The following is a 21,302-nucleotide window of genomic DNA, read 5'->3' as shown; positions in this document are numbered from 1 at the left end:
GCCCCCCCCGTAAGGCGGGCGGCGATGCGGCCGGCGCGTGCACTCTTCGATGAAGCGGTCACGCGCGGATTTTCGATACTTGATGGCGCGGCCGATTTTCACGTAATCGGGTCCGTCGCCGAGCGCGCGCCAGCGCGCCAGTGTGGGGACGGACTTGCCGACGTATTCAGCCGCCAGCTTGCAGTCATAAAGGAGGTCGGTGGTTTCGATATATGTCATTTGACGCCTTCTGATTTCGGATGGCGTCTGTTGAATTAGTCGGAAAAAAATCCGAGAAAAATGCCGCGGAGATTTTATTTTTCAGTTTTTTTCGGTCGTCCGCGCCTTCCGGCGCTTTTCCCCAAAGCCGCACGTTCGCTGGGTCGCACTAGACGTTCCAACGCCTCAATGTAAAAACCCTTGGCGATTTCGTAGTATGTCTTCGCGGAGTCAGTCTCGCCGCTATTCAGCGCGTCAATTCCCGTTAACGCGCACCGATTCGCGGAGCGCATTTGCTGCCGTCCGGATTTCAAATCATCACGCACGCGGCGTTCCTCGGCCTTGTCGCCAATCCGATACACTGGGGGCTTAACCGCCGCGCCGGCCGCCGTTTTTTTTTGCAGCTCCTCCAGTAATTCGCGAAGGCCGTCAGCGCTAATCATTGAGCACCGCCTTTCCGAAGCGTGCCGCGCTTTCAGCGGCGGCTTTGCGACGTTTATCCGAGGCGTGGAGATAGCCCGCCGTCGTCTGTAGGTCGGCGTGGCCTAAAAGCGCTTGCACGGCTCTAACGTCAGCGCCGAGCGTCAGCGCGCCCGTGGCGGCGCTATGGCGCAAGTCATAGGGTCGGAAGCGCTCAATCCCCGCGCGGGCCTGCACGAGGCCGAGAGCCTTATGAACGGCGACGATCGGCTCGCCGAAGCGCCGGCCAGCGAAAACGTATTCGCAGCCCTGCACGCGCGGCGTAGCGGTCAGTATGTCGACGGCCGCGTCGGTCAGATGGATTTCCCGCTCGCCGGTCTTGCCGACGACGATCATCTTTCGACGCGGAATGTTTACGTTCGCCCATTTAAGGGTTCGCACTTCGCCCGGACGAAGCCCGCAGACGAGCGAGAGGCGCAGGAGATTCGCGAGCCAAGGCGATACTTTCCCCTCCCGCTCCATATCGGCGAGCGCCTTGCCGAAGGCTTGGATTTCCTCGATCTCAAGCGCGCGGCCCGCCTTGCGGCTCCGCTTCACCTTCATGTCGGCTGCGGGGTTGCGATGGGCGACAGGCAGGATACGCGCCCGGATGGCGTGATTGATCGTCTTCTTGATTAGGACCACCGCATAAGCCCGATTCCGCTCGCCAGTGATCGCGGCGACGATCTTGTCGACGTCCGCGGGCGCAATGTCGCCGATGAGCTTCTTTCCGATCTTAGGAAGGATGAGCCGCTTGGCGCGGTCCTCATAGTCCTTGATCGTCGCCGGTGAGAGCTTCGGTCGGTCCACTTCGTCCAGCATCTTGTTCCAGACGTCGCCGAACGTCGGCATGCCGGCGCGCGGGTTCTCTGATGCGTCGACGCCTTTGCGCGCCTGCGCGAGAATGTCTCGCGCTTCGTCCCGCGCCTCGGCGAAGGTCTTAACCTGCGTAGAGCCGAGCACGACGCGGCGGCGGCGGGAGCCGAGCCGGAAGTCGACGACATAGGAGATTTTATTTTCACTGAGGGCGACGCCGAAGCCCTTGAGAGCGTCATCCCAGATGGTTTTGCGCTCGCCGGGCTTGAGCGCGTCGACAGTGCGTTGAGAGAGCTTCAAGGTGGCGAGTCCGTTGGTCTAGGTGATGTGAGACGAAACCAATGGCCTCGGCTTTTGGCCGGTCCGTCTCACCTCTGTCTCACCAAAACGGTGATATTTCAAGATAGCGGCTGATGCTGTTTGATAGGAAATTTGATCGATAAGCCGTTGGTTTTGCACACGAATGATATTTGTTGATTATTTGCGATATTCACAAGAAAAGGACTCTGACTCCGTTAATCTTGGTTCGAATCCAGGTCCCCCAGCCACGTATCCTATTGATTCCAGAGATTGTCTCGGACTCCGAGAGCCTGTCCAAAGACGGCGGCTTTCCGGCGACTTGTCGCCTCTAAGAATATGGCTCCGTAAGCCGGAGACGCGTTACGCCCGCGCTCGGGGCGTGGCGGGCCTCAGGGTCTCTGGAGGCCGTTTTTTGGGCAGGGGTATGGAGCGTTTCGGTCGACTGCGGGCGACGGACGTTCGACGAATCCGAGAAATCGTCGCTGTTCGCGCCAGTCATGCGGCAGGTCCTTGCTCAGCTTTAGGAGCCGCGTCGGCGTCAATTCGATGGGCTGGCGGCCTTCGAGCAGTGCGCGCACGATATCGGGAGCGAGATAGGACAATCGAACCAGCGCCGTGAGATGGCCTTTACCGGCGCCCAGGCGTTGCGTCATCGCCTCGATACTGTCGTCGGCGCCGGCGAACAGTTGCGTCCGAATCGAGAAGGCTTCGACAGTCATGGCGACCAGCTCCTGGTTGATCTCAGGAGCAATCTCGTTGTCGATGACGAGCCTCTTTCCTTTTCCGGCGCGTTTGAGCGTGGCGTCGATTGTTGCGAGCATCGGATCGGCGCGCTTGCAAGGCGCCTCGTCGTCGCCGATGAGGGCGCGGGCGAGTTCGCCGCGGTTGAGTTGAAGCGCGATGCCGTTGAGATTGACTTGCGCCCTTTCGACGATTCGCCGGACCAGGGCGGCAATGTCGATCGGCGTCAGGGTGAGCCATCGCCGGGAAAGATCGGACGCCTTGTTCAGGGCCGCGTCGAAACCGGTTGCATCCAAATCGAGCGGCGCGAGAGCTTCGCCGAGCTCCGACCTTGACGCGATAAGTTGTCGTAGCCGATCCAGCACAAGCCCTTCGATGTCGCCCGCCGGAAGGCGAATCCCGGATGCAACGCGGCCGCCGGTGAGAAGCGACGCCGAGACATAGTATCGATACCGCTTTACGCCTTTCGCCGCATGGGATGGCGTCATGTGGGCGCCGTCCGCATCGAAGATCAGCCCCGCCAACACGCTTCGTGCCTCCGCGCCTGCGGCGAGGCGCCGCTCGCGTCGATTTGTGGCGAGCCTGTCTTGCACGATCCGCCAGAGCTCTTCGTCGATGATCGCCTGATGCTGCCCGGGGTAGATATTGTCCTGATGGGTGATCTCGCCGCGGTAGATGCGATTTTGCAGCAGCAGATTGAGTGCGCCGCGCGAGAATGGCTTGCCGCCCGCAAGACACCCGCCAGCGCCGGCGCGACGCTTGCTGACGACGCCCAATCGGTCGAGTCCGGCTTTCAGCAGAGAAACAGACCCTAGCTCGGCATAGCGTTGGAAGATCGCGCGGACGCGTTCGGCTTCGATCGTATTGACGATCAGCTTTCGGTCTTTGACGTCATAGCCAAGAGGCACATTGCCGCCCATCCACATGCCCTTGCGCTTGGAGGCGGCGATCTTATCGCGGATGCGCTCGCCGGCGATCTCGCGCTCGAACTGAGCGAAGGAGAGCAGCATGTTGAGCGTCAGACGCCCCATGGACGTCGTGGTGTTGAATTGCTGCGTGACCGATACGAAGGATGCGCCATGAGCGTCGAGCACGTCGACGATTTTGGCGAAGTCGGCGAGCGAGCGCGTGAGGCGATCGACCTTGTAGACGACGATGATTTGAACTTTGCCGGCCTTGACGTCCGCCAACAACCGCTGCAGGGCAGGGCGCTCCATCGTGCCGCCGGAAAGACCGCCGTCGTCATACATGTCCGGAAGCGCGATCCAGCCGGCATGACGCTGACTGACGACATAGGCCTCGCAGGCTTCGCGTTGGGCGTCGAGCGAGTTGAACTCCTGCTCGAGCCCCTCATCGGAGGATTTGCGCGTGTAGATGGCGCAGCGGAATGTCGCCCGGGACTTTGGATGATCAGGCTTCCGCACGCGGATCCTCAGCACGCTCGACGGAGCGGCGGTCAGCCTTGTTCAAACCGAAAAAGCGCGGGCCGGACCATCGTGCGCCGGTGATCTCCCGCGCCACTGCCGAGAGGGATGGATAGCGCCGACCGCGCCATTCCACACCGTCCGGACAGATCAGCACCAGGTGAGTGGTCCCGCGCCACTCGCGCACGAGCCGCATGCCTGGCCTCAGCGAGATTGGCGGCGCCGGCTTGCGTTTGTCACGATGGCGCGGATCGGCGCTCAACGCCTCGAGCTTTCGCACAACGGCTTTGGAGAGGCCGCCATAGGCCTTTTCCTGCAGTCTGTAGTTGATTCCGCGGATCAAAAGATCACGGGAGAGCCGCATCGGCGGCGGCGAACGATGCAGTCGCCGCCACTCGATGCGCAGTTCGAAGATCGTTAACGCAGAAAGCTGCGTGAGCGTTTCGGCGACTTCGATTGGCGGTTTGTTCATGCCCAGCATGCCGGCGTCAACGATTGCGTTTGGGCTCGATCCGGTAGCGGCGCGATCCATCCTTGGCCGTGGCGGAGGACAGGGAGAAGCCAAGCTTCTTCTTGACAGTCCCTGCCAGGAACCCGCGCACGCTGTGCTGCTGCCATTGCGTCGCTTGCATTTTCTCATGAATGCTGGCGCCGTCGGCTCGACTCAGCAGAGTGAGCACGCGTTCCCGCTTGGTGGTCTTTTGATCGCTGGGAGCGTTGACGCGCCGGTGGCGCTGCTTTTGGTTGCTTCGAGACGGCGCACGCCGCGCGCGGTTTGGATCCAGGCTTCGACTTGACGCTCGCCTTTGCGGCGGCGGAGTTGTTCGACCTGGGGGATTTCTTGAGAGAGGCTGTCGACATTGGCTGCGGGCTCCTGGAAGCGGCGTCGGATAGACGCTCGCACCGCCCAAAGCCCCGCAAATGGCGAGGCGAGCCCTGGGAGTCAGCAGGCGACCCGCTGATTGACGCACGTAGCAATGCGTGCTTTGCCGTGGAAGTCCAGTCGTTTTCGAAAGCCTTGAAGCAGCTCCGAACCGCGTTTGCTGACTCGCGATTGGCGGATCAACGGCAAAATGCCGTTGGCGTTCGCTCCGTCGCACAACCGAGTGAGAGTTCGTCTCGATCACGCGCGCCCGTTCTCAGCGGAATGCGGCTCGACGTCATGCTCGTGTCAGCCTTCCGACGCCGACAAAGCGTGATGAGGATGCGATCAGTATTCGTCTAGGAGCCTTTCGGCGATCGCTTGATATTCATCATATGCGGCCATGGCTTGCTCGTCGGATATTTCGTCTTCTGGCGTCCCCGTCCATCGGCAATGCCAGAGGCGACCAAACGTAAGCCAATCGCCTGCTTCATAGGCCTCAGAACGCCGACGATCGAGCTCAGCGTCACGCGCCCGGATCTGCTCCAGCGAAGTTGGACTCTGCTGATACTGGCTGGCGAAGGACAGTACTGAGACGCTGCGTTTGATCGCCGCCAGCGACTCAGCGCTCTCGCGCTCCGGATGCAGCGCGTCGCCGCGCCGACGTCTGAAAAAGCGTCGACCAAGCGGGCCTTCGATCAAATGGCATTCTTCGTCCTCGGCGATCGCCGGCAAGCGCAGGACGTCCCAGTCTCCTTTTTTCAGCAAGTGGCCCACGAGGTCCTCCAGATGCAGCCGCTGCATAACGATGATGATGGCGCCTTGCGCCTTGTCGTTGAGGCGGCTCAGAAGCGTATTCTCAAACCAGCTATGTGTCGTGTTGCGGCTCGCCTCCGAAAGGGCTTCGTCGCCCTTGTGGGGGTCATCGAGGATGATGATGTCGGCGCCGCGGCCGGTGAGAGCGCCGCCAACCGACGCTGCGAGCCGTCGACCTCCGAGAACCGTCTCGAAATCATTCACGGCCTGGCGACCCCCGAGCACGTCGCCGAAAAGCGTCCGGTAGAGGGTGCTCCGCATGACTCGCTGGCAAGCGCTTGCGAGTTCATCGGCGAGGTCCTGTCCATAGCTCGCGCAGATCACATGCTTGGCGGGATCGTGCCCAAGCATCCAGGCGACAAAGGCGACCGACACGCAATGCCACTTCAGATGGCGCGGCGGCAGATTGATGATAAGTCGCTTGATCTCGCCGCGGCGTACAGCCTCGAGCTTGGTTGCGACGACTTCGATATGAGGCGCAAGGTCGAGGCGTTTGCCGGGATACAGTTCATAGAAACTGGCTTCGATGAAGCTTGTGAGATCGCTCTTCAGAATACAGGCGTATTCTTCCGGCGAGATGGAGAGATCTGATTGGCTCGCGTTTGAATCTTTCATTTCGGGGCTTCTCCGTTATCCGGCGACGCGTCCATCTCCTCCTCCGCTTCAGCGGCCAGTCGGATTCGACGGACGATGCTTTCCACGACCAGCTTGTTCTCGCGGAAACCAGCCTCGACGACGGCCACAGGCGCCTTTCCGGAGCCTTCGCTGCGCCGAATCTGATCGAAGACTATCGCTGTCGCCCTAGGGTCATTGCCTAGAGCCTTGTTGATGGACTGCTTCACCAATGCGCGCGCTTTCGGCATTTTCTTGCGCTTGCCGTTCTCGATGAGGGTGACGGATTGCGCCAGCTCTTCGGCGAAGACCGTATGGAAGTTCTTCGACCCTTTTGGTCGGCCTTTTGGATTGCCGCTACGGCCGGGCCGAAACCGCGTGTGCTGCGGAGGACGGCCGTAGCCGACGGAATATTCGCCATTGCGGGGAGAGGAACGCTTGCGATTGCTCATGCGAACGTCTCCGGCTTGCTGGAATCGCCGGCGAGCGTTTGCTCGCTGAGCGCGCCGCGATCCTCGCCTAAGGCTGCACGAGAGTGCGCCTGATTGGCGTTTGAGCGGGCGAGGCCGAGGCCGGCTTTCTCGTTCAGCCGCTCTTCGGCGATCTCATCGAAGGTTCGTCCGTCACCGTCGAGAATGGCGTCGACTTTTGTGTAGGCTTGCCAGCGGCGCTCATATTCGAGGCCAAAGCAGCGGCGACCGATCTTCTCCGCCGCCATCAGCGTTGTGCCGGAGCCGAGGAACGGATCCAATACGATATCGCCTTTGGAGCTACAATCGCGCATCGCGTCGGCAACCAGCGCGACCGGCTTCACGGTCGGATGCATGGCGAGCGCGTCATCGCGATCGGCGCCAAAGCTGTTGACGCCAGCGTAGGTCCAGACGTTGCTGCGATTGCGGCCGTGTTTGCCGAGTTCGACATTGTTCTGATGCCGCGCCGCGCCCGCCCTGAACACGCCGATCAGCTCATGCTGGCTACGATAGAAGGAGCCCTGGCCCGGATTGGTCTTGTTCCAGACGACCAAGTTGAGCATCGCCCCATAGATCTTGCGGCCGACGGTCATGAGAAGGTCAATGTGCCGCCAGTCCATGCAGACGAAATGCACGGCGCCGTCGCGCGAGACGGCGGCCGCCGACTCCAGGCAAACGGCGAGGAAGGCCTCGAACTCGCGTTCCGACATTTCTCCCGAGGCGAAGGCGAATTCGTCATGCTTGACGCGGCCGCGGCCCTGGACATGGCCGCCAATGTGGACGTTATAGGGAGGATCGGTGAAAACCATCGCCGCAAGTTCGTCCTGCATGAGACGGGCGTAGTCTGCCGCCTCGCGCACGTTCGCGCGCCAAGCGGATCATGACCGTTGGCGATTAGAGTAGCTTCGTATCCGGGAACGGGCCGAGGGTTTCCATGCGCTGAAGATCAGCAACAAACTTGAGCAGCGCCGGAGGCGGATTCTGAAGAATTTTTTTGCGGCTTGCAAAAGTTGCTCTGCGAGTCGTTTGATCGACGCCTGTAACGCGGTCGCCATCCACACGAGGGCTCCTTGGGCGGGTTCCAATGCCTCAAGAAAAACAATGCTTGGATCGGACACTCGCTGGATCCCTTCATCCATGGAGCGCAACGTTAATTCCCCAGCGAAAGCCCTCGCACTCCTCTTTCGATTTAGCTGGTGGAGGCGTTGCACGAGTCAAGACGGTTACATACGCCAGTCTGAACGCGCGCGGTTTTGGCCGACTAACGGCTAACGGCGGGCGTGCGGGACAGTCTACTCCTCAGTTATGAGCATCATGATGCTCGGCCTTATCGCTGAACCCCTGAACCGCTCCGCTTTCTCGCTCGAGTTATGAGCGAGGTCAAAAATTGAGTCGCAATCTCAGTCGGTCTTTAGGAACAATTCTCATTCTCTCGGGTTTCCTTTAGTCGCCGGCACATAGGCGCGGGTCAACTGCCTTGAGCGCGTCCGCAGCAGGTCAATTCTCCATTCGCCGACGGGAAAGGACCGCTTCGCTGCATTCAGTCGCCACTCTCTTTCGGTCAAAGGATTGATTGATGGCTCCAGATCCCAATCCACTCCCAAAAGGCGATGAACAACATCCGCCGAAAATTAGCGAACTTCATGTACTCTGGATCACGGCCGGTCTCGGCTGCGACGGGGATTCTGTTTCAATCACCGCGGCGAGCGAACCGAGCATAGAAGACGTCGTGCTAGGGGCGATACCTGGACTGCCGAAGGTTCATCTGCATAACGCGGTGCTGTCCTACGCGGTGGGCGATGATTTTATGAAGCCCTTCCATCAGGGCGCTCGCGGCGAACTCGAACATTTCGTTCTCGTCGTCGAAGGGTCGATTCCAAACGAAAGTCTCAGTGGCGACGGCTATTGGGCCGCGGTAGGCACCGATATGGCGACCGGCCAACCCATCAAGACCACTGAATGGATCGATCGGTTGGCGCCCAAGGCGCTCGCCGTCATTGGGGCCGGCACCTGCGCCACTTTTGGCGGCATCCACGCGATGAAGGGGAATCCCACCGGGTGCATGGGTCTTCAGGATTATCTAGGCGTCGAATGGAAGTCTAAGGCTGGTCTGCCGATCGTCAACGTGCCGGGCTGTCCCGTTCAGCCGGACAATTTCATGGAGACGTTCCTTTACCTGCTGCGCCAGCTCGCCGGATTGGCGCCGATGATTCCCGTCGACGGACATGGGCGCCCACGTTGGCTCTTCGGCTTTACCGTTCATGAGGGGTGCGACCGCGCCGGCTATTATGAACAAGCCGATTTCACCCATGAATACGGTTCGCGCAAATGCCTAGTGAAGATCGGGTGCTGGGGGCCGGTCGTTCAGTGCAATGTCCCCAAGCGCGGCTGGATCGCCGGTCTCGGCGGTTGCCCGAACGTGGGCGGCATCTGCATCGGCTGCACCATGCCGGGCTTTCCAGACAAGTTCATGCCGTTCATGGACGAGCCGCCAGGCGGACGCATCTCCTCGACGCTGGTCAAGCCCTACGGGCTCCTGATCCGCAATCTCCGCAAGATCACCAATCACACGCTCAATAGGGAGCCGAAGTGGCGCAATACGAAGCCGACCTACACCACCGGCTATGATCCTGATCGGCCGAACAAGACTCATCCACTCTAACAAGGATCGCGACAATGGCCGACCTCGCAAGCCGTCCTTCGACAAGCCGCAATCAGCAGTCCCCCCAACTCGTCGAGATGAATTGGGATCCGATCACGCGCATCGTCGGCAGTCTCGGGATTTTCACAAAGATTGATTTTGAAAATCGGCACGTTGCCGAATGTCACAGCACTTCGTCGATCTTTCGCGGCTACAGCATCTTTATGAAGGGCAAAGACCCGCGCGATTCCCACTTCATCACCAGCCGTATCTGCGGCATTTGCGGCGACAATCACGCGACCTGCTCCATCTACGCACAGAATATGGCCTACGGCATCAAGCCGCCGGCGTTGGCGGAATGGATCATTAATCTTGGCGAAGCCGCCGAGTATATGTTCGACCACAATATCTTTCAGGATAACCTCGTCGGCGTCGATTTTTGTGAGCAGATGGTCAAGGAGACCAATCCAAGCGTCTGGGCCATGGCGCAAAGGACGGCGGCGCCGAACGCCGACGCCCATGGATATCGCACCATCGCCGAAATCATGACCGCGCTCAATCCGTTCACCGGCGAGTTCTACCGTGAGACTTTGATCGTCAGCCGGTATACGCGCGAGATGTTCAGCTTGATGGAAGGCCGCCATGTGCACCCCTCCACGCTCTATCCCGGCGGCGTCGGCACTGTGCCGTCGCACCAGCTCTTCACCGAATATATGACGCGGCTGGTGCGCTACGCCGAATTCATGAAGAAATGCGTGCCGCTGCACGACGACCTGTTCAACTTCTTCTACGAAGCGCTCCCGGGCTACGAAGAGGTCGGACGCCGGCGCATCATGCTTGGGTGCTGGGGCGCATTCCAGGACCCCAACCACTGCGACTACGATTATAAGAACATGACGAGCTGGGGTCGAAAAATGTTCGTCACCCCGGGCGTTGTTGTCGACGGCAAGCTCGTCACGACCGACCTCGTCGACATCAATCTGCAAATTCGCATTCTTCGCGGGCAGTCCTATTACGAGGACTGGGACAATTGTGAAACCTTCGTCAAAACCGACCCGCTCGGCAATCCGGTCGATCAGAAGCATCCATGGAACCAGACGACCATTCCCAGGCCGCAGAAGCGGGATTTCGACAAGAACTACTCGTGGGTGATGTGTCCGCGCTGGCTCGATAAGAGCAGCGGAGACCATCTCCCGCTCGACACAGGCGGCGGCGCATTCGCGCGTCTGTTTTCTACCGCACTTGCCGGACTGGTCGACATGGACGGCTATGTCAAAGCCACGGGCGATAGCGTTAAAATTCATCTTCCCAAGACGGCGCTCAAGCCCGCAGTCGAATTTGAGTGGAAGGTTCCGAAGTGGAGCAATGCGATCGAACGCGATCGGGCGCGCACCTATTTCCAAGCCTATTGCGCCGCCGCGGCATACTACTTCCTGGAGCAGGCCTTCGCAGAACTGCAGGCCGGCCGAACCAAGACCTGGACCGACTTTGAGGTTCCTGACGAAGCGATCGGCTGCGGCTTCCACGAGGCGGTGCGCGGCGTGCTGTCTCATCACCTCGTCATAAAAGACAAGAAGATCGCCAACTATCACCCCTATCCGCCGACGCCTTGGAACGCGACGCCGAGGGACGATTTCGGAACGCCTGGACCATACGAGGACGCCATTCAGAACACGCCAATCTTCGAAGAAAACGGACCGGACAAATTCAAGGGCATCGACATCATGCGCGCCGTGCGCAGTTTCGATCCCTGTCTGCCCTGTGGCGTGCATATGTATGTCGGCGGCGGTCGGACCGTAAAGACGACGCATTCGCCGATGTTTGGCGCATCTCGAAAGCAATCGGCATGAGCGCAGAAGCGCGCGGGAGGGAGACGCTGGAGGAGGCCCTGGCGCGACTGGAAATGCTGACGGCGGCGCTTGAGCGCGTCGCCGACGCGCAAGCGCGCGAAGCGACTCGGGAGCTGATTGCGCTCGTGCTGGATCTGCATGGCCGGGCCTTTGAGCGACTCAATGCAATCATCGGCGCTTCGTCCGACGGAGCCGCGCTCATCGAACGGATTGTCGAGGATCAAGACATCCGGGCGATGTTGCTGCTCCACGGACTGCATCCGCAGCATGTCGAGCAACGGCTTCGCGACGTCGTTCTGCGCATGCAGCCGCAATGGAGTGCGCGTGGCCTGCAAGTGGATCTGATCAGCGCAGGGAAATCCTTCGCGATCGTTCAGCTCAGACGCAATGGCCTCGCCGAGCCAAACGATGAGTTGCGGCTGGAGATCGAGAACGCTCTCACCGATGCGGCGCCCGACCTCGACGACATATTGATCGAAATGGATATGACCGAAATCTACGCCGAAACCGCAGCCTAGGGAGAGAGGCCGGAAGGCATGGAGAGAGTACAATCGGGGAATTGGGCGTCTCGGCTGCGGCGATTTCTAACCGTAGCGGAAGAGGAGCATTGCGACTTCTGCTCGAAGACGATCAACTGGCGACATGCGCATTTGCTCGAGCGCGCGACGCGAAAGTTCTTTTGCGCCTGTCCAGAATGCGCGTTCCTTCTGGGGGACGGAGATCGCTTCGCCGCCTTGCGCGCACGCACGCATGCGCTCCGGGATTTTGAGCTCAGCGACTCGGAGTGGCGGGCCTTTCGCATCCCAATCGATCTGGCCTTTGTTTTCCACAGCACGTCGGCGCAAGGGCCGGTGGCGATCTATCCAGGGCCTGCCGGCGCAACAGAATCGCTACTTGCCGCCGATGCCTGGTCACGACTGGCTGCAGCCAATCCTGCCTTGGTAGATCTCACGCCCGACGTCGAGGCGCTGCTCGTCAACCGCATGAATGGCTCGCGGGAATATTACGTCGTCTCGATTGATCGCTGCTATGCGCTGGTTGGCCTCATCCGCAGACACTGGCGCGGGTTGTCAGGGGGGACGGAAGTCTGGGAGGCCGTTCGCGCTTATTTCCGGACGCTTCGTGATGGGATCGAAATGGAGGACGCAGTCCATGGTTGATCTCGACTTTCGCATCGAGGACGTGAGAGTCGAAAATTATTCGGCCGCGCCGCTGCTGTTGTTCGCGCTGCATGTCGTGAACAGAACGCCGGACCTGCCCGTTCTCAACGTGATGCTGAACTGCCAGATTCGCATCGACCCTCTGCGGCGGCGTTACGATGGCGGTGAACATGACCGGCTTTCCGATCTCTTCGGCGATGCTTCGCGCTGGGGCGAGACGCTGCGCAGTCTTCTTTGGACGCATGCAAGCGTTTCTGTCCCGTCCGTAGACCCCGAGCGCAGGATGGATCTGCCAGTTCCATGCAGCTATGATTTCAATATTGCGGCGACGAAATACTTTCACGGCCTCGAGCAAGGCGACGTTCCGCTCAATTTCCTGTTCAGCGGCTCTATCTTTTACCGCGACAGGCAAGGCAGGCTGCAGATCGAGCAAATCCCTTGGAGCAAGGAATGCGCCTATCGCCTGCCTGTCAACGTCTGGCGCGCCATGATGGAGCGCTACTACCCTCAAGGCGTTTGGCTTTGCCTGCATCGCGACGCTTTTGAAGAATTAGACAGCTATCGACGAAAGTCGGGACTTCCGACCTTTGAGCGCGCGCTGCATGCGCTGCTCGGCGCGAATGCGACGGAGACGGCATGAAACTCGACTCCATCAAAGCAATCGCCAGCGCCGTTCTTTATGAGGGCTATATCCTCTATCCCTATCGGCCGTCGTCGATCAAAAATCGTCAGCGCTGGACCTTCGGCGGCGTCTTCCCGAAGGGATTTGATCAGCAAGGCGACGCCTCGCTGATGGAGACGCAGGTCTTGTTGCAAGGCGGAGAGCTGACGGCTTTTCACGTTCATGTTCGCTTTCTGCAGGTCGTCAGGCGCGAAGTCGGACAGCTGACTCCGCCGCTGCAAGCACTTCCGAACGACGGCAATCCGGCGCTAACGTTCGTCGCGAGCCTCGATGTCGACGGTCGCGAACTGCTGGCTTGGGAAGAGGCGATTGAACGGGAGGCAGCGCTTGGGCCGCTGCGGGTCGCCGACATTCAGCACGGAGCCCTGGTTACGCCGTTCCGCTTCGAAGGCGCCCGCGATGTCGAATTCGTGCGCGCGCAGGACGGGCGCATCGTCGCCGCGCTCATTCGCACCTCTCATACGATCGAAGGGATGATTGAAGTAAGGGCACTAGAGCTCGCGCCTGACTTGTGGAAGCTTACTGTTCGGATCGAAAACGTGACGCCGCTTTCCGACCCCGAGCGCCAGGAGCGCGCCGCGGCGCAACTTCGCGCCTTCGCTTCGACCCATGCGATTCTTACGGTCGAGAACGGCGCGTTCGTCTCATTGCTTGATCCTCCTGACGATCTGCACGAGGCCGCGGCGCAGTGCAGAAATGTCGGCGTCTTCCCGGTGCTGGTCGGCGGTCAAGATAGCAGCGCCATGCTCTCTTCGCCGATCATTCTGTATGATCATCCGGCGATCGCCCCGGAAAGTCCCGGCGACCTGTTTGACGGCACTGAAATCGACGAGATTCTGACGCTGCGCATCCTCGCGATGACCGACGCAGAGAAGCGCGAGATGGCGTCCGTCGACGCCCGCGCACGGGCGCTACTGGAGCGCACGCATGCGTTGACCGCCGACGACATGGCGCGACTGCATGGCGTAATGCGTCAAGGACAGTCGCTGACCAGTCGGGGCGATCCGTTGATTGCTGTCAAAGACCGTGAGAAGCCTCGCCTCGTCTCGCTGCTCGACAGCGGCCGCAACCTTTGTGTGGGAGCCCGCGTGCGACTTCGTCCCAAGCCAGGCGGCGATGTCATGGATATCGCGCTCAAGGATAAGATCGCCGTCGTTGAGGCCATCGAACGCGATTTTGAAGACCGCGTTCACGTTGCTGTTACGTTAGTCGATGACCCGGGCCGTGATTTGGGTGCGGCGGGTTTTCCTGGACATCGCTTCTTTTTCAGTCAGGAGGAGATCGAACCGATCGCTGCAGGAGAGGGGCCATGACTTCGATCTTGGTCGCTTGCGTCGGCAACATCTTCAATGGCGATGACGCCTTCGGGGTCGAGGTTGCGCGCAGACTTGCTCAAATTACGCTTCCGGAGGGCGTACAAGTTGTCGACTTCGGCATTCGCGGGATCGATCTCACTTATGCGCTGATGGATGGGTACGACGCAGTCATTCTGGTGGATGTGGCGCAACGCGGAGAAACGCCTGGCGTGGTTTCGATCGTGGAGCCGGAGTTCGTCGAGGAAGGCGAACTCTCCCCTGAGGATCTGGCGCTTTCGCCGCATGATCTCGATCCGGCGAAAGTTTTGCGTCTCGTGTCAGCGCTTGGCGGAAGTTGCCAGCGCGTCCTCCTGGTCGCCTGCGAACCGTTGACCTTTGGCGGCGAGGAGGGAGTCATGGGCTTGAGCAAGCCTGTCACGGCGGCGGTCGGCGTCGCTGCGGAAACGATTGAAGAGCTGATCGGGGGAATGTTGGTCGCCTGACCATGGGCGACTGGGCTAAGCGGGGCGCAAACGGAACGGGAAAAGCGTCATGAGCGGATGGGAGATTACAGGTATCGTCCTCGGCGTTATCATCGTCGGCTTGCTGATCATGAATGCGAAGGACCTGTATCGCTATATCAAGATCAGCAACATGTGAGCTGACAGGACATGACTCTCGTGGGGGAGGAATTGCAGGCGCTTGAATTCCGAGTGCGCGGACGCGTGCAGGGCGTCGGCTTCCGCCCGACGATCTGGCGCATGGCGCGCGAACTCGGGCTCGCCGGCGAGGTGCTCAACGATGGCGAGGGCGTAGTGGTGCGCGTCAGCGGCGACCGGTCGCGAATCGCGGCGCTGCTTAAGCGGATCGAGCAGGACCCTCCGCCGCTCGCGCGGATCGACCGCATTGAGCGGCAAAGATATGACGGGCGGCTGCCGGAAGATTTCCGCATCGCCGAAAGCGTCGGCGGCTCCGTCCGCACGCAGGTCGCGCCGGACGCTGCGCTTTGCGCCGCTTGCGCCACGGAGTTGCGCAACCCGCTTGACCGGCGCTATCGCTATCCTTTCGCCAATTGCACGCATTGCGGACCGCGTCTGAGCATCGTGAGGGCTGTTCCCTACGACCGCGCGACGACCACGATGGCGCCTTTCGCTCTCTGCGCTGCGTGCGAGGCGGAATATCGTGAACCGACCGATCGTCGGTTTCATGCCGAAGCTGTGGCCTGCCCGGCATGCGGGCCGACCGCAACGCTCATTGCGTTCGGCCAGGCGGAGGTGCCGTGCGACGGCGACGCGGTCGCGAAGGCGGCGCGCGTCATCGCGCAAGGCCATATCGTCGCGGTCAAAGGGCTCGGCGGCTATCATCTGGCCTGCGACGCGACCAATCCTGAGACGATCGCGCGTCTTCGCCGGCTGAAACGTCGCGATGCAAAGCCGTTCGCGCTGATGGCGCGGGATCTTGACGTCATACGGCGCTTCTGCGCGATCGAGGCGGTCGAGGCGCGCGCGCTCACGAGTGTGGAGGCCCCCATCGTGCTGTTGCGCGCGACGGGTCCGGAGCGGCTGCCGGAAGCGATCGCGCCCGGATTGGATATGCTCGGCTTCATGCTTCCGACGACGCCGCTGCATCTGCTCTTGATGGAGGCCTTCGAACATCCGCTGGTGATGACGAGCGGCAATATCTCGGATGAGCCTGCGATCATCGACGATGATGACGCGCGTCGGCGGCTTAGGGACCTCGCGTCCTTTGCATTGACTCACAATCGCGCCATCGCCAATCGCGTCGACGACTCGGTCGTGCGGGCGATGGGCGGGCGATCGCGCGTTCTTCGTCGCGCGCGAGGCTATGCGCCTGCGCCGCTGCGCTTGCCGAAGGGCTTCGAGAATGCGGCCGATCTGCTGGCGATGGGCGGCGAGCTGAAGTCGACCTTCTGCTTGGTGCAAGACGGTCAGGCGATCCTGTCGCAGCATCAGGGCGATTTGCAAAGCGCGGCGACATTCGATGACTACCGTAAGAATCTCGGTCTCTATCGTAAGCTGTTCGACCATGCGCCGTCGGCGATCGTGATCGATCGGCATCCCGACTATCTCTCGTCGAAACTCGGCCGAACCGAAGCCGACAGGCTGGGCGCGCGCCTGATCGAGGTTCAGCACCATCACGCCCATGTCGCCGCCTGTCTTGCCGAGAACGGCCGACCGCTCGACGCGCCGCCGGCGCTCGGCGTCGTTCTCGACGGGCTGGGCTTCGGCGATGACGGAGCGATATGGGGCGGAGAGTTTTTGCTTGCAGACTACCGGGGCTGTGAGCGGCTGGCGCGAATGAAGCCGGTCGTGATGCCGGGCGGCGCTCAGGCGGCGCGCGAACCCTGGCGCAATCTGTATGCGCAGCTCAAAGCCGCGGGCGCATTCGATGCGACATGCGGCTCCGCCGGCGATTGGGCCGCATTCGCGGGCAAGCCGCTTGCGACGATCGACGTGATGATCGCGCAAGGCGTCAATTCGCCGGCGGCGTCCTCTTGCGGACGACTGTTCGACGCGGTTGCGGCTGCGCTCGGGGTCTGCGCCGACCGTCAGGTCTATGAGGGCGAGGCGGCGGCGCGGCTCGAAGCGCTCGCATCGGCAGCGCCGAACGAGACCCGTGCCTATACATTCAAGATTTCAGGCTCGGACCTCATCGACATCGATCCGGCGCCGATGTGGCGCGCTTTATGCGGCGATCTGCGGCGGGGCGTCGCTGCGGCGGCCATCGCACGGCGGTTTCACCTTGGTCTCGCGGAGTCGATCGCTGTGGTCGTGATGCGGCTGGCGGCTGCGCGCCGCTTCGAAACCGTGGCGCTGTCGGGAGGCTGCTTCCAAAATCGGCTGCTCTTTGAAAGCGTGCGCGACAGATTGCGCGAGACGGGATTCGAGGCGCTGTCCCATGCTGACGCGCCCGCCAACGATGGCGGGCTCTCGCTGGGTCAGGCCGCGATCGGCGCGGCGCATCTGATAAGCGCCGACGTGACAGGAAACGAAGAGGAACGCACATGTGTCTGGGCATTCCCGGCTGCATCGTCAGCATAGACAATGTCGATGATCTGCTGGCGACCGTCGACGTGAGCGGGGTGCGCCGCCAGATCAACATCAGCTGCGTCGTCGACGAGGCGCATCCAGTAGAATCGTGCGTCGGCGATTGGGTTCTCGTCCATGTCGGCTTTGCGATGAGTCGGATCAATGAGGAGGAGGCCGCGGAGACGCTAAGGTTGTTGCAGGAGCTTGGCGAATTGCAGGCAGAACTCAAGAATATGCAGGAGCCGACCGACGAAGTGGCGGCGGAGGAATAGTGAGATGAGCGGCAAGAGCGCCTTGGAGGCCCTGTATCCGTTCCTGCATGGCAAGGAGCAGGATCCCGCCGCCGTCGATGCAGGCTTGTTGCAGTCGATCGAAGAGAAAGCGCGTGAGTCGCGTGAGACGAATGCAAAGTGTTTCTCCGAGCACGCGTCGATCCTGCTCGACGCGGCGAAGGCGCTCGCGGCCATGTACCGCCGCGGCGGCCGCATGTTCACCATGGGCAATGGTGGCTCGAGTTGCGACGCCTCCCATGTCGCCGTCGAATTCTTGCATCCGATCACCGCCGGCCGGCCCGCGCTTCCGGCGATCAATCTCACCGCCGACATCGCCATGACGTCGGCCGTCGCAAATGACGTTGGGTTCGAGCATATTTTCGTCCGTCAGCTGATCGCGGTCGGCCGAGCGGGAGACGGTCTCATCGGCCTCTCTACGAGCGGCAATTCGGCCAACCTGATCGCCGCTTTCGGCAAGGCGAAGGAGATGGGCCTGACGACCATCGGGTTTTCGGGGGGCGACGGCGGGACGATGGCGCAGGTCTGCGACCATTGCCTCGTGGCGCCGACGACGTCGGTGCACCGCATCCAGGAATGCCACGTCGCCGCCTACCACATCCTCTGGGATCTGGTTCACACGTTGCTCGCGGACGATCGCGGTTCGGCCATGAACAGGGAGGTCGCGGCGTGAAATATGTCGATGAATTTCGTGATCGGGCGAAGGCGGAGGTTCTCGTCAAGGAGATCGAGCGGCTGCTCGCGCGCATTGGACGTGACGAGGACCCGCCGTTGCAGATCATGGAGGTCTGCGGCGGCCACACGCATTCGATTTTTCGCTATGGCGTTGAGGGGATGCTGCCGAAATCGATCGAGCTGGTGCATGGTCCGGGCTGTCCGGTCTGCGTGCTGCCGATGGGGCGCGTCGACGATTGCGTCGCGATTGCCGAACGCCCAGAAGTGATTTTCGCCACCTTCGGCGACGCCATGCGCGTGCCGGGGTCCCGCAAGAGTCTTTTGCAGGCGAAGGCCGACGGCTGCGACGTGCGCATGGTCTATTCGCCGATGGACGCGCTGGCGCTCGCGCGCAAAAATCCCGAGCGCGAGGTGGTGTTCTTTGGAATCGGCTTTGAGACCACCATGCCGTCGACGGCCTTGACCGTGCTGCAGGCTGAGCGCGAAGGAATCAAAAACTTTTCGATCTTTTGCAATCACATCACGATTGTTCCGACGATCAAGGCGATCCTCGACAGCCCCGATTTGCGCCTCGATGGGTTTTTGGGGCCAGGCCATGTGTCGATGGTGATCGGCGACGCGCCCTATGAATTTATAGCGCGCTATTACAAGAAGCCGATGGTGATCGCGGGATTCGAGCCTCTCGACATTCTGCAGTCGATCTGGATGCTGCTGAAGCAGATCGACGAAGGTCGCTGCGAGATCGAAAATCAATATGCGCGAGTCGCGCCGCAGGGCGGAAACGCCGTGGCGCTGAAGGCGGTTGCGGAGGTGTATGAACTGCGCGAATTTTTCGAATGGCGTGGGCTTGGATCGATCGACCACTCCGGCGTCAAGGTCCGCGACGCCTATGCGCGCTTCGACGCCGAGCGCAAATTCGCAGTGCCGAATGCTAAAATCGCCGACCCCAAAGCCTGCCAGTGCGGCGAAGTTCTCAAGGGCGTTATAAAGCCCTGGCAGTGCAAGGTTTTCGGCCGCGCCTGCACGCCGGAGACGCCGCTCGGCGCGCTGATGGTGTCTTCTGAAGGCGCATGCGCCGCCTATTATCAATATGGCGGCGTCAAGCGCGGACGCGACGAAGCGGAAGCGAGCGCCGCATGAATATGGTTTCCTTCCCGCCTCGACGTTCGCGCGGAAAGATCCACGTGCCGACCGTCACGCTGGCGCATGGCGGCGGCGGCAAGGCGATGAAGGACTTGATCGACGACGTGTTCGTCGAAGCCTTCGACAATCCGCTGCTGGCCGCGCTCGACGATTCTGCGAGGATCAACCTCCTGGATCTCGCCCAATATGGCGATCGGCTCGCCTTCACGACCGACTCCTTCGTTATCGACCCGCTGGTGTTTCCCGGCGGCGACATCGGCAAGCTTGCCGTCTGTGGCACGGTGAACGACCTTGCCGTGGGTGCCGCGCTGCCGCTCTATCTCTCCTGCGCGGTGATCGTTGAAGAGGGCGTCTCGATCGATCTCCTGCGGCGGATCGCCAGGTCGATGGCGGCGACGGCGCAAGAGGCCGGGGTGAAGATCGTCACCGGCGACACCAAGGTCGTGAACAAGGGCGCCTGCGATCAAATGTTCATCACCACCACCGGCGTTGGCGTCGTCGCCGCAGGCGTCGAGCTTGGCGCGCATCGCGCGAAGTCAGGCGACGCGGTGCTGGTCAACGGGCTTCTCGGCGACCACGGCGCAGCAATCCTTGGCGCCCGCGGCGATATGGCGCTGCAATCGCCGATCGAAAGCGACTGCGCGCCCTTGCAGGGCCTCGTCGCCAGCCTGCTCGACGCGGCGCCGAATACGCGCTTCATTCGCGATCCGACGCGCGGCGGAGTCGCGACCGTGCTGAATGAAATCGCCGAAGCGGCTCAGGTCGCCATCGAGATCGACGAGACGGTCACGCCGCTTCGCGACGAGGTGCGCGGCTTTTGTGAGATTCTTGGCCTTGATCCGCTCTATCTCGCCAATGAGGGCAAGATCGTCGCGATCGCGCCGTCCGACGAGGCGGAGCAGGCGCTCGAGGCTATGCGGTCGCACCCGCTCGGGCGACAAGCCGCCATCATCGGCAATGTCGTCGCCGGCGAGCCGGGGCGCGTCACCATGCGCACGATTTTCGGCGGCCGCCGCATCGTCGATATGCTCGTCGGCGAGCAATTGCCGCGCATCTGCTAAGGAGGCGACGTGCACGAACTCTCGATCGTTTGCAGCATCGTCGAATTAGCGTCTGAAGCCGCCGAGGGCCGCAGCGTGCGTCGCGTGACGATCGAGATCGGCAAATTGTCGGGCGTCGAGCCGGAGGCCGTCGCCTTCTGTTTTCCTGAAGTCGCCCGCGGCACGTCGCTCGAAAACGCGACGCTGGACATTCGGGAAGTCGACGCCGAGGCGCGCTGCGATGTTTGCGGGACAGAATTTCCCACGCCCGACATTCTGTCGGCGTGTCCTTGCGGCTCTCGCCAGTTTCAGCGCCTGCGCGGCGAAGAGTTGAACATCAAAAGCATCGAAGTTGAAGAGGCTGCATAATGTGCACGAGCTGCGGCTGCCAAGGGCAGGGGACCACGATGACCAATCTGCAGACCGGCGCGAGCGCGGAGATCGCAGCGCGGCCGGAGCATCGTCACGACCATGGCCATTCGCATAACGCGGACGGGGACCGCAGCCACGCGCATTCGCGTGGCAAGCATGATCACGGGCATGATGCACATCATCACGGACATCATCATCACGGGCGCGTACATGGCCATGGGCTCGGTCATGATCACAGCCACGCGCATGGGCATGATCACGGCGACCAGGATCACGCTCACGAGGATTCCCACCGGCGCCTCGAACTCGAATCGCGGATTCTCGCGAAGTACGACGCGATCGCCGCCAAATGCCGGGCCTGGCTCGCAGGTCGAGAGATCGTGGCGCTCAATTTCGTCAGCTCGCC

At 61.4% G+C, this 21,302-nt stretch carries 23 protein-coding genes and 1 pseudogene; 14 read left to right on the top strand and 10 right to left on the bottom strand.

Going from position 1 to position 21,302, the window contains the following annotated elements:
- From AB7F41_RS15095 to AB7F41_RS15050, 10 genes are all read right to left on the bottom strand, one after another.
- A partial coding sequence (locus tag AB7F41_RS15095; protein WP_428406660.1) for a helix-turn-helix transcriptional regulator occupies positions 1–219 on the bottom strand: 219 nt, incomplete at its 3' end.
- Between the two features lie 74 nt (positions 220–293).
- Complete coding sequence (locus AB7F41_RS15090; RefSeq protein ID WP_428406659.1) at positions 294–641, bottom strand: hypothetical protein; 348 nt, start codon at positions 639–641, stop codon at positions 294–296.
- On the bottom strand, positions 634–1,773 hold the full coding sequence (locus AB7F41_RS15085) for a tyrosine-type recombinase/integrase (protein WP_428406658.1): 1,140 nt from the start codon (positions 1,771–1,773) through the stop codon (positions 634–636). Before AB7F41_RS15085 ends, AB7F41_RS15090 begins: the two co-directional genes overlap by 8 nt.
- A 389-nt stretch (positions 1,774–2,162) precedes the next feature.
- Positions 2,163–3,938: a recombinase family protein gene (locus AB7F41_RS15080; RefSeq protein WP_428406657.1), complete on the bottom strand. Its 1,776-nt coding sequence runs from the start codon at positions 3,936–3,938 to the stop codon at positions 2,163–2,165.
- Complete coding sequence (locus AB7F41_RS15075; RefSeq protein ID WP_428406656.1) at positions 3,925–4,410, bottom strand: DUF2924 domain-containing protein; 486 nt, start codon at positions 4,408–4,410, stop codon at positions 3,925–3,927. The genes AB7F41_RS15080 and AB7F41_RS15075 overlap by 14 nt, the downstream gene beginning before the upstream one ends.
- A gap of 16 nt (positions 4,411–4,426) precedes the next feature.
- Positions 4,427–4,618 carry a DUF3489 domain-containing protein gene (locus AB7F41_RS15070; RefSeq protein ID WP_428406655.1) on the bottom strand — a complete coding sequence of 64 codons (192 nt, stop codon included), beginning with the start codon at positions 4,616–4,618 and terminating at the stop codon, positions 4,427–4,429.
- Between the two features lie 530 nt (positions 4,619–5,148).
- On the bottom strand, positions 5,149–6,231 hold the full coding sequence (locus tag AB7F41_RS15065) for a hypothetical protein (RefSeq protein ID WP_428406654.1): 1,083 nt from the start codon (positions 6,229–6,231) through the stop codon (positions 5,149–5,151).
- Entirely contained in the window at positions 6,228–6,680 is a 453-nt protein-coding gene (locus AB7F41_RS15060) for a DUF5681 domain-containing protein (RefSeq protein ID WP_428406653.1), read from the bottom strand. Before AB7F41_RS15060 ends, AB7F41_RS15065 begins: the two co-directional genes overlap by 4 nt.
- Complete coding sequence (locus AB7F41_RS15055; RefSeq protein ID WP_428406652.1) at positions 6,677–7,558, bottom strand: DNA-methyltransferase; 882 nt, start codon at positions 7,556–7,558, stop codon at positions 6,677–6,679. Before AB7F41_RS15055 ends, AB7F41_RS15060 begins: the two co-directional genes overlap by 4 nt.
- Before the next feature lie 34 nt (positions 7,559–7,592).
- Positions 7,593–7,757, bottom strand: a complete 165-nt coding sequence (locus tag AB7F41_RS15050; RefSeq protein WP_428406651.1) for a hypothetical protein — start codon at positions 7,755–7,757, stop codon at positions 7,593–7,595.
- A 517-nt stretch (positions 7,758–8,274) separates the two neighbouring features.
- Here AB7F41_RS15050 and AB7F41_RS15045 point away from each other — a divergent pair.
- The 14 genes and pseudogenes from AB7F41_RS15045 to AB7F41_RS14980 all read left to right on the top strand — a co-directional run.
- Positions 8,275–9,360 carry a hydrogenase expression protein HypE gene (locus AB7F41_RS15045; protein ID WP_428406650.1) on the top strand — a complete coding sequence of 362 codons (1,086 nt, stop codon included), beginning with the start codon at positions 8,275–8,277 and terminating at the stop codon, positions 9,358–9,360.
- A gap of 14 nt (positions 9,361–9,374) precedes the next feature.
- Positions 9,375–11,189 (top strand): nickel-dependent hydrogenase large subunit, encoded by a 1,815-nt coding sequence (locus AB7F41_RS15040; RefSeq protein WP_428406649.1) that lies wholly within the window; start codon positions 9,375–9,377, stop codon positions 11,187–11,189.
- Complete coding sequence (locus AB7F41_RS15035) at positions 11,186–11,707, top strand: nitrogen fixation protein NifU (RefSeq protein WP_428406648.1); 522 nt, start codon at positions 11,186–11,188, stop codon at positions 11,705–11,707. The genes AB7F41_RS15040 and AB7F41_RS15035 overlap by 4 nt, the downstream gene beginning before the upstream one ends.
- An 18-nt stretch (positions 11,708–11,725) precedes the next feature.
- Positions 11,726–12,349, top strand: a complete 624-nt coding sequence (locus AB7F41_RS15030) for a DUF5947 family protein (protein ID WP_428406647.1) — start codon at positions 11,726–11,728, stop codon at positions 12,347–12,349.
- Positions 12,342–12,989 carry a DUF6084 family protein gene (locus AB7F41_RS15025; protein ID WP_428406646.1) on the top strand — a complete coding sequence of 216 codons (648 nt, stop codon included), beginning with the start codon at positions 12,342–12,344 and terminating at the stop codon, positions 12,987–12,989. The genes AB7F41_RS15030 and AB7F41_RS15025 overlap by 8 nt, the downstream gene beginning before the upstream one ends.
- Entirely contained in the window at positions 12,986–14,344 is a 1,359-nt protein-coding gene (locus AB7F41_RS15020; protein WP_428406645.1) for a hypothetical protein, read from the top strand. The genes AB7F41_RS15025 and AB7F41_RS15020 overlap by 4 nt, the downstream gene beginning before the upstream one ends.
- Positions 14,341–14,829: a hydrogenase maturation protease gene (locus tag AB7F41_RS15015; RefSeq protein ID WP_428406644.1), complete on the top strand. Its 489-nt coding sequence runs from the start codon at positions 14,341–14,343 to the stop codon at positions 14,827–14,829. The genes AB7F41_RS15020 and AB7F41_RS15015 overlap by 4 nt, the downstream gene beginning before the upstream one ends.
- A gap of 168 nt (positions 14,830–14,997) precedes the next feature.
- Complete coding sequence (gene hypF, locus AB7F41_RS15010; RefSeq protein ID WP_428406643.1) at positions 14,998–17,388, top strand: carbamoyltransferase HypF; 2,391 nt, start codon at positions 14,998–15,000, stop codon at positions 17,386–17,388.
- Complete coding sequence (locus AB7F41_RS15005) at positions 17,352–17,648, top strand: HypC/HybG/HupF family hydrogenase formation chaperone (protein WP_428406642.1); 297 nt, start codon at positions 17,352–17,354, stop codon at positions 17,646–17,648. Before hypF ends, AB7F41_RS15005 begins: the two co-directional genes overlap by 37 nt.
- A 4-nt stretch (positions 17,649–17,652) precedes the next feature.
- Positions 17,653–18,339, top strand: a complete 687-nt coding sequence (locus AB7F41_RS15000) for a D-sedoheptulose-7-phosphate isomerase (protein ID WP_428406641.1) — start codon at positions 17,653–17,655, stop codon at positions 18,337–18,339.
- Entirely contained in the window at positions 18,336–19,481 is a 1,146-nt protein-coding gene (hypD, locus tag AB7F41_RS14995) for a hydrogenase formation protein HypD (protein ID WP_428406640.1), read from the top strand. Before AB7F41_RS15000 ends, hypD begins: the two co-directional genes overlap by 4 nt.
- The gene (gene hypE / locus AB7F41_RS14990; protein ID WP_428406639.1) at positions 19,478–20,545 is read left to right on the top strand and encodes a hydrogenase expression/formation protein HypE; all 1,068 of its coding nucleotides are present in this window, start codon (positions 19,478–19,480) and stop codon (positions 20,543–20,545) included. Before hypD ends, hypE begins: the two co-directional genes overlap by 4 nt.
- 9 nt (positions 20,546–20,554) lie before the next feature.
- Positions 20,555–20,893: a hydrogenase maturation nickel metallochaperone HypA gene (locus AB7F41_RS14985; protein ID WP_428406638.1), complete on the top strand. Its 339-nt coding sequence runs from the start codon at positions 20,555–20,557 to the stop codon at positions 20,891–20,893.
- A 38-nt stretch (positions 20,894–20,931) separates the two neighbouring features.
- Positions 20,932–21,302, top strand: a pseudogene (locus AB7F41_RS14980) (hydrogenase nickel incorporation protein HypB); the annotation flags it as partial.

The sequence above is a fragment of the Methylocystis sp. genome, assembly GCF_050251305.1.
GTDB lineage: Bacteria > Pseudomonadota > Alphaproteobacteria > Rhizobiales > Beijerinckiaceae > Methylocystis.
This window is presented reverse-complemented; position numbering and strand designations above follow the sequence as displayed.

Coding starts and splice junctions, on each gene's coding strand:
- AB7F41_RS15090 (WP_428406659.1), bottom strand. CDS start 641: ATGATTAGCGCTGACGGCCTTCGCGAATTACTGGAGGAGCTGCAAAAA.
- AB7F41_RS15015 (WP_428406644.1), top strand. CDS start 14,341: ATGACTTCGATCTTGGTCGCTTGCGTCGGCAACATCTTCAATGGCGAT.
- AB7F41_RS15040 (WP_428406649.1), top strand. CDS start 9,375: ATGGCCGACCTCGCAAGCCGTCCTTCGACAAGCCGCAATCAGCAGTCC.
- AB7F41_RS15000 (WP_428406641.1), top strand. CDS start 17,653: ATGAGCGGCAAGAGCGCCTTGGAGGCCCTGTATCCGTTCCTGCATGGC.
- AB7F41_RS15035 (WP_428406648.1), top strand. CDS start 11,186: ATGAGCGCAGAAGCGCGCGGGAGGGAGACGCTGGAGGAGGCCCTGGCG.
- AB7F41_RS15075 (WP_428406656.1), bottom strand. CDS start 4,410: ATGAACAAACCGCCAATCGAAGTCGCCGAAACGCTCACGCAGCTTTCT.
- AB7F41_RS15025 (WP_428406646.1), top strand. CDS start 12,342: ATGGTTGATCTCGACTTTCGCATCGAGGACGTGAGAGTCGAAAATTAT.
- AB7F41_RS15030 (WP_428406647.1), top strand. CDS start 11,726: ATGGAGAGAGTACAATCGGGGAATTGGGCGTCTCGGCTGCGGCGATTT.
- AB7F41_RS15020 (WP_428406645.1), top strand. CDS start 12,986: ATGAAACTCGACTCCATCAAAGCAATCGCCAGCGCCGTTCTTTATGAG.
- AB7F41_RS15045 (WP_428406650.1), top strand. CDS start 8,275: ATGGCTCCAGATCCCAATCCACTCCCAAAAGGCGATGAACAACATCCG.
- AB7F41_RS15060 (WP_428406653.1), bottom strand. CDS start 6,680: ATGAGCAATCGCAAGCGTTCCTCTCCCCGCAATGGCGAATATTCCGTC.
- AB7F41_RS15005 (WP_428406642.1), top strand. CDS start 17,352: ATGTGTCTGGGCATTCCCGGCTGCATCGTCAGCATAGACAATGTCGAT.
- hypF (WP_428406643.1), top strand. CDS start 14,998: ATGACTCTCGTGGGGGAGGAATTGCAGGCGCTTGAATTCCGAGTGCGC.
- hypE (WP_428406639.1), top strand. CDS start 19,478: ATGAATATGGTTTCCTTCCCGCCTCGACGTTCGCGCGGAAAGATCCAC.
- AB7F41_RS15065 (WP_428406654.1), bottom strand. CDS start 6,231: ATGAAAGATTCAAACGCGAGCCAATCAGATCTCTCCATCTCGCCGGAA.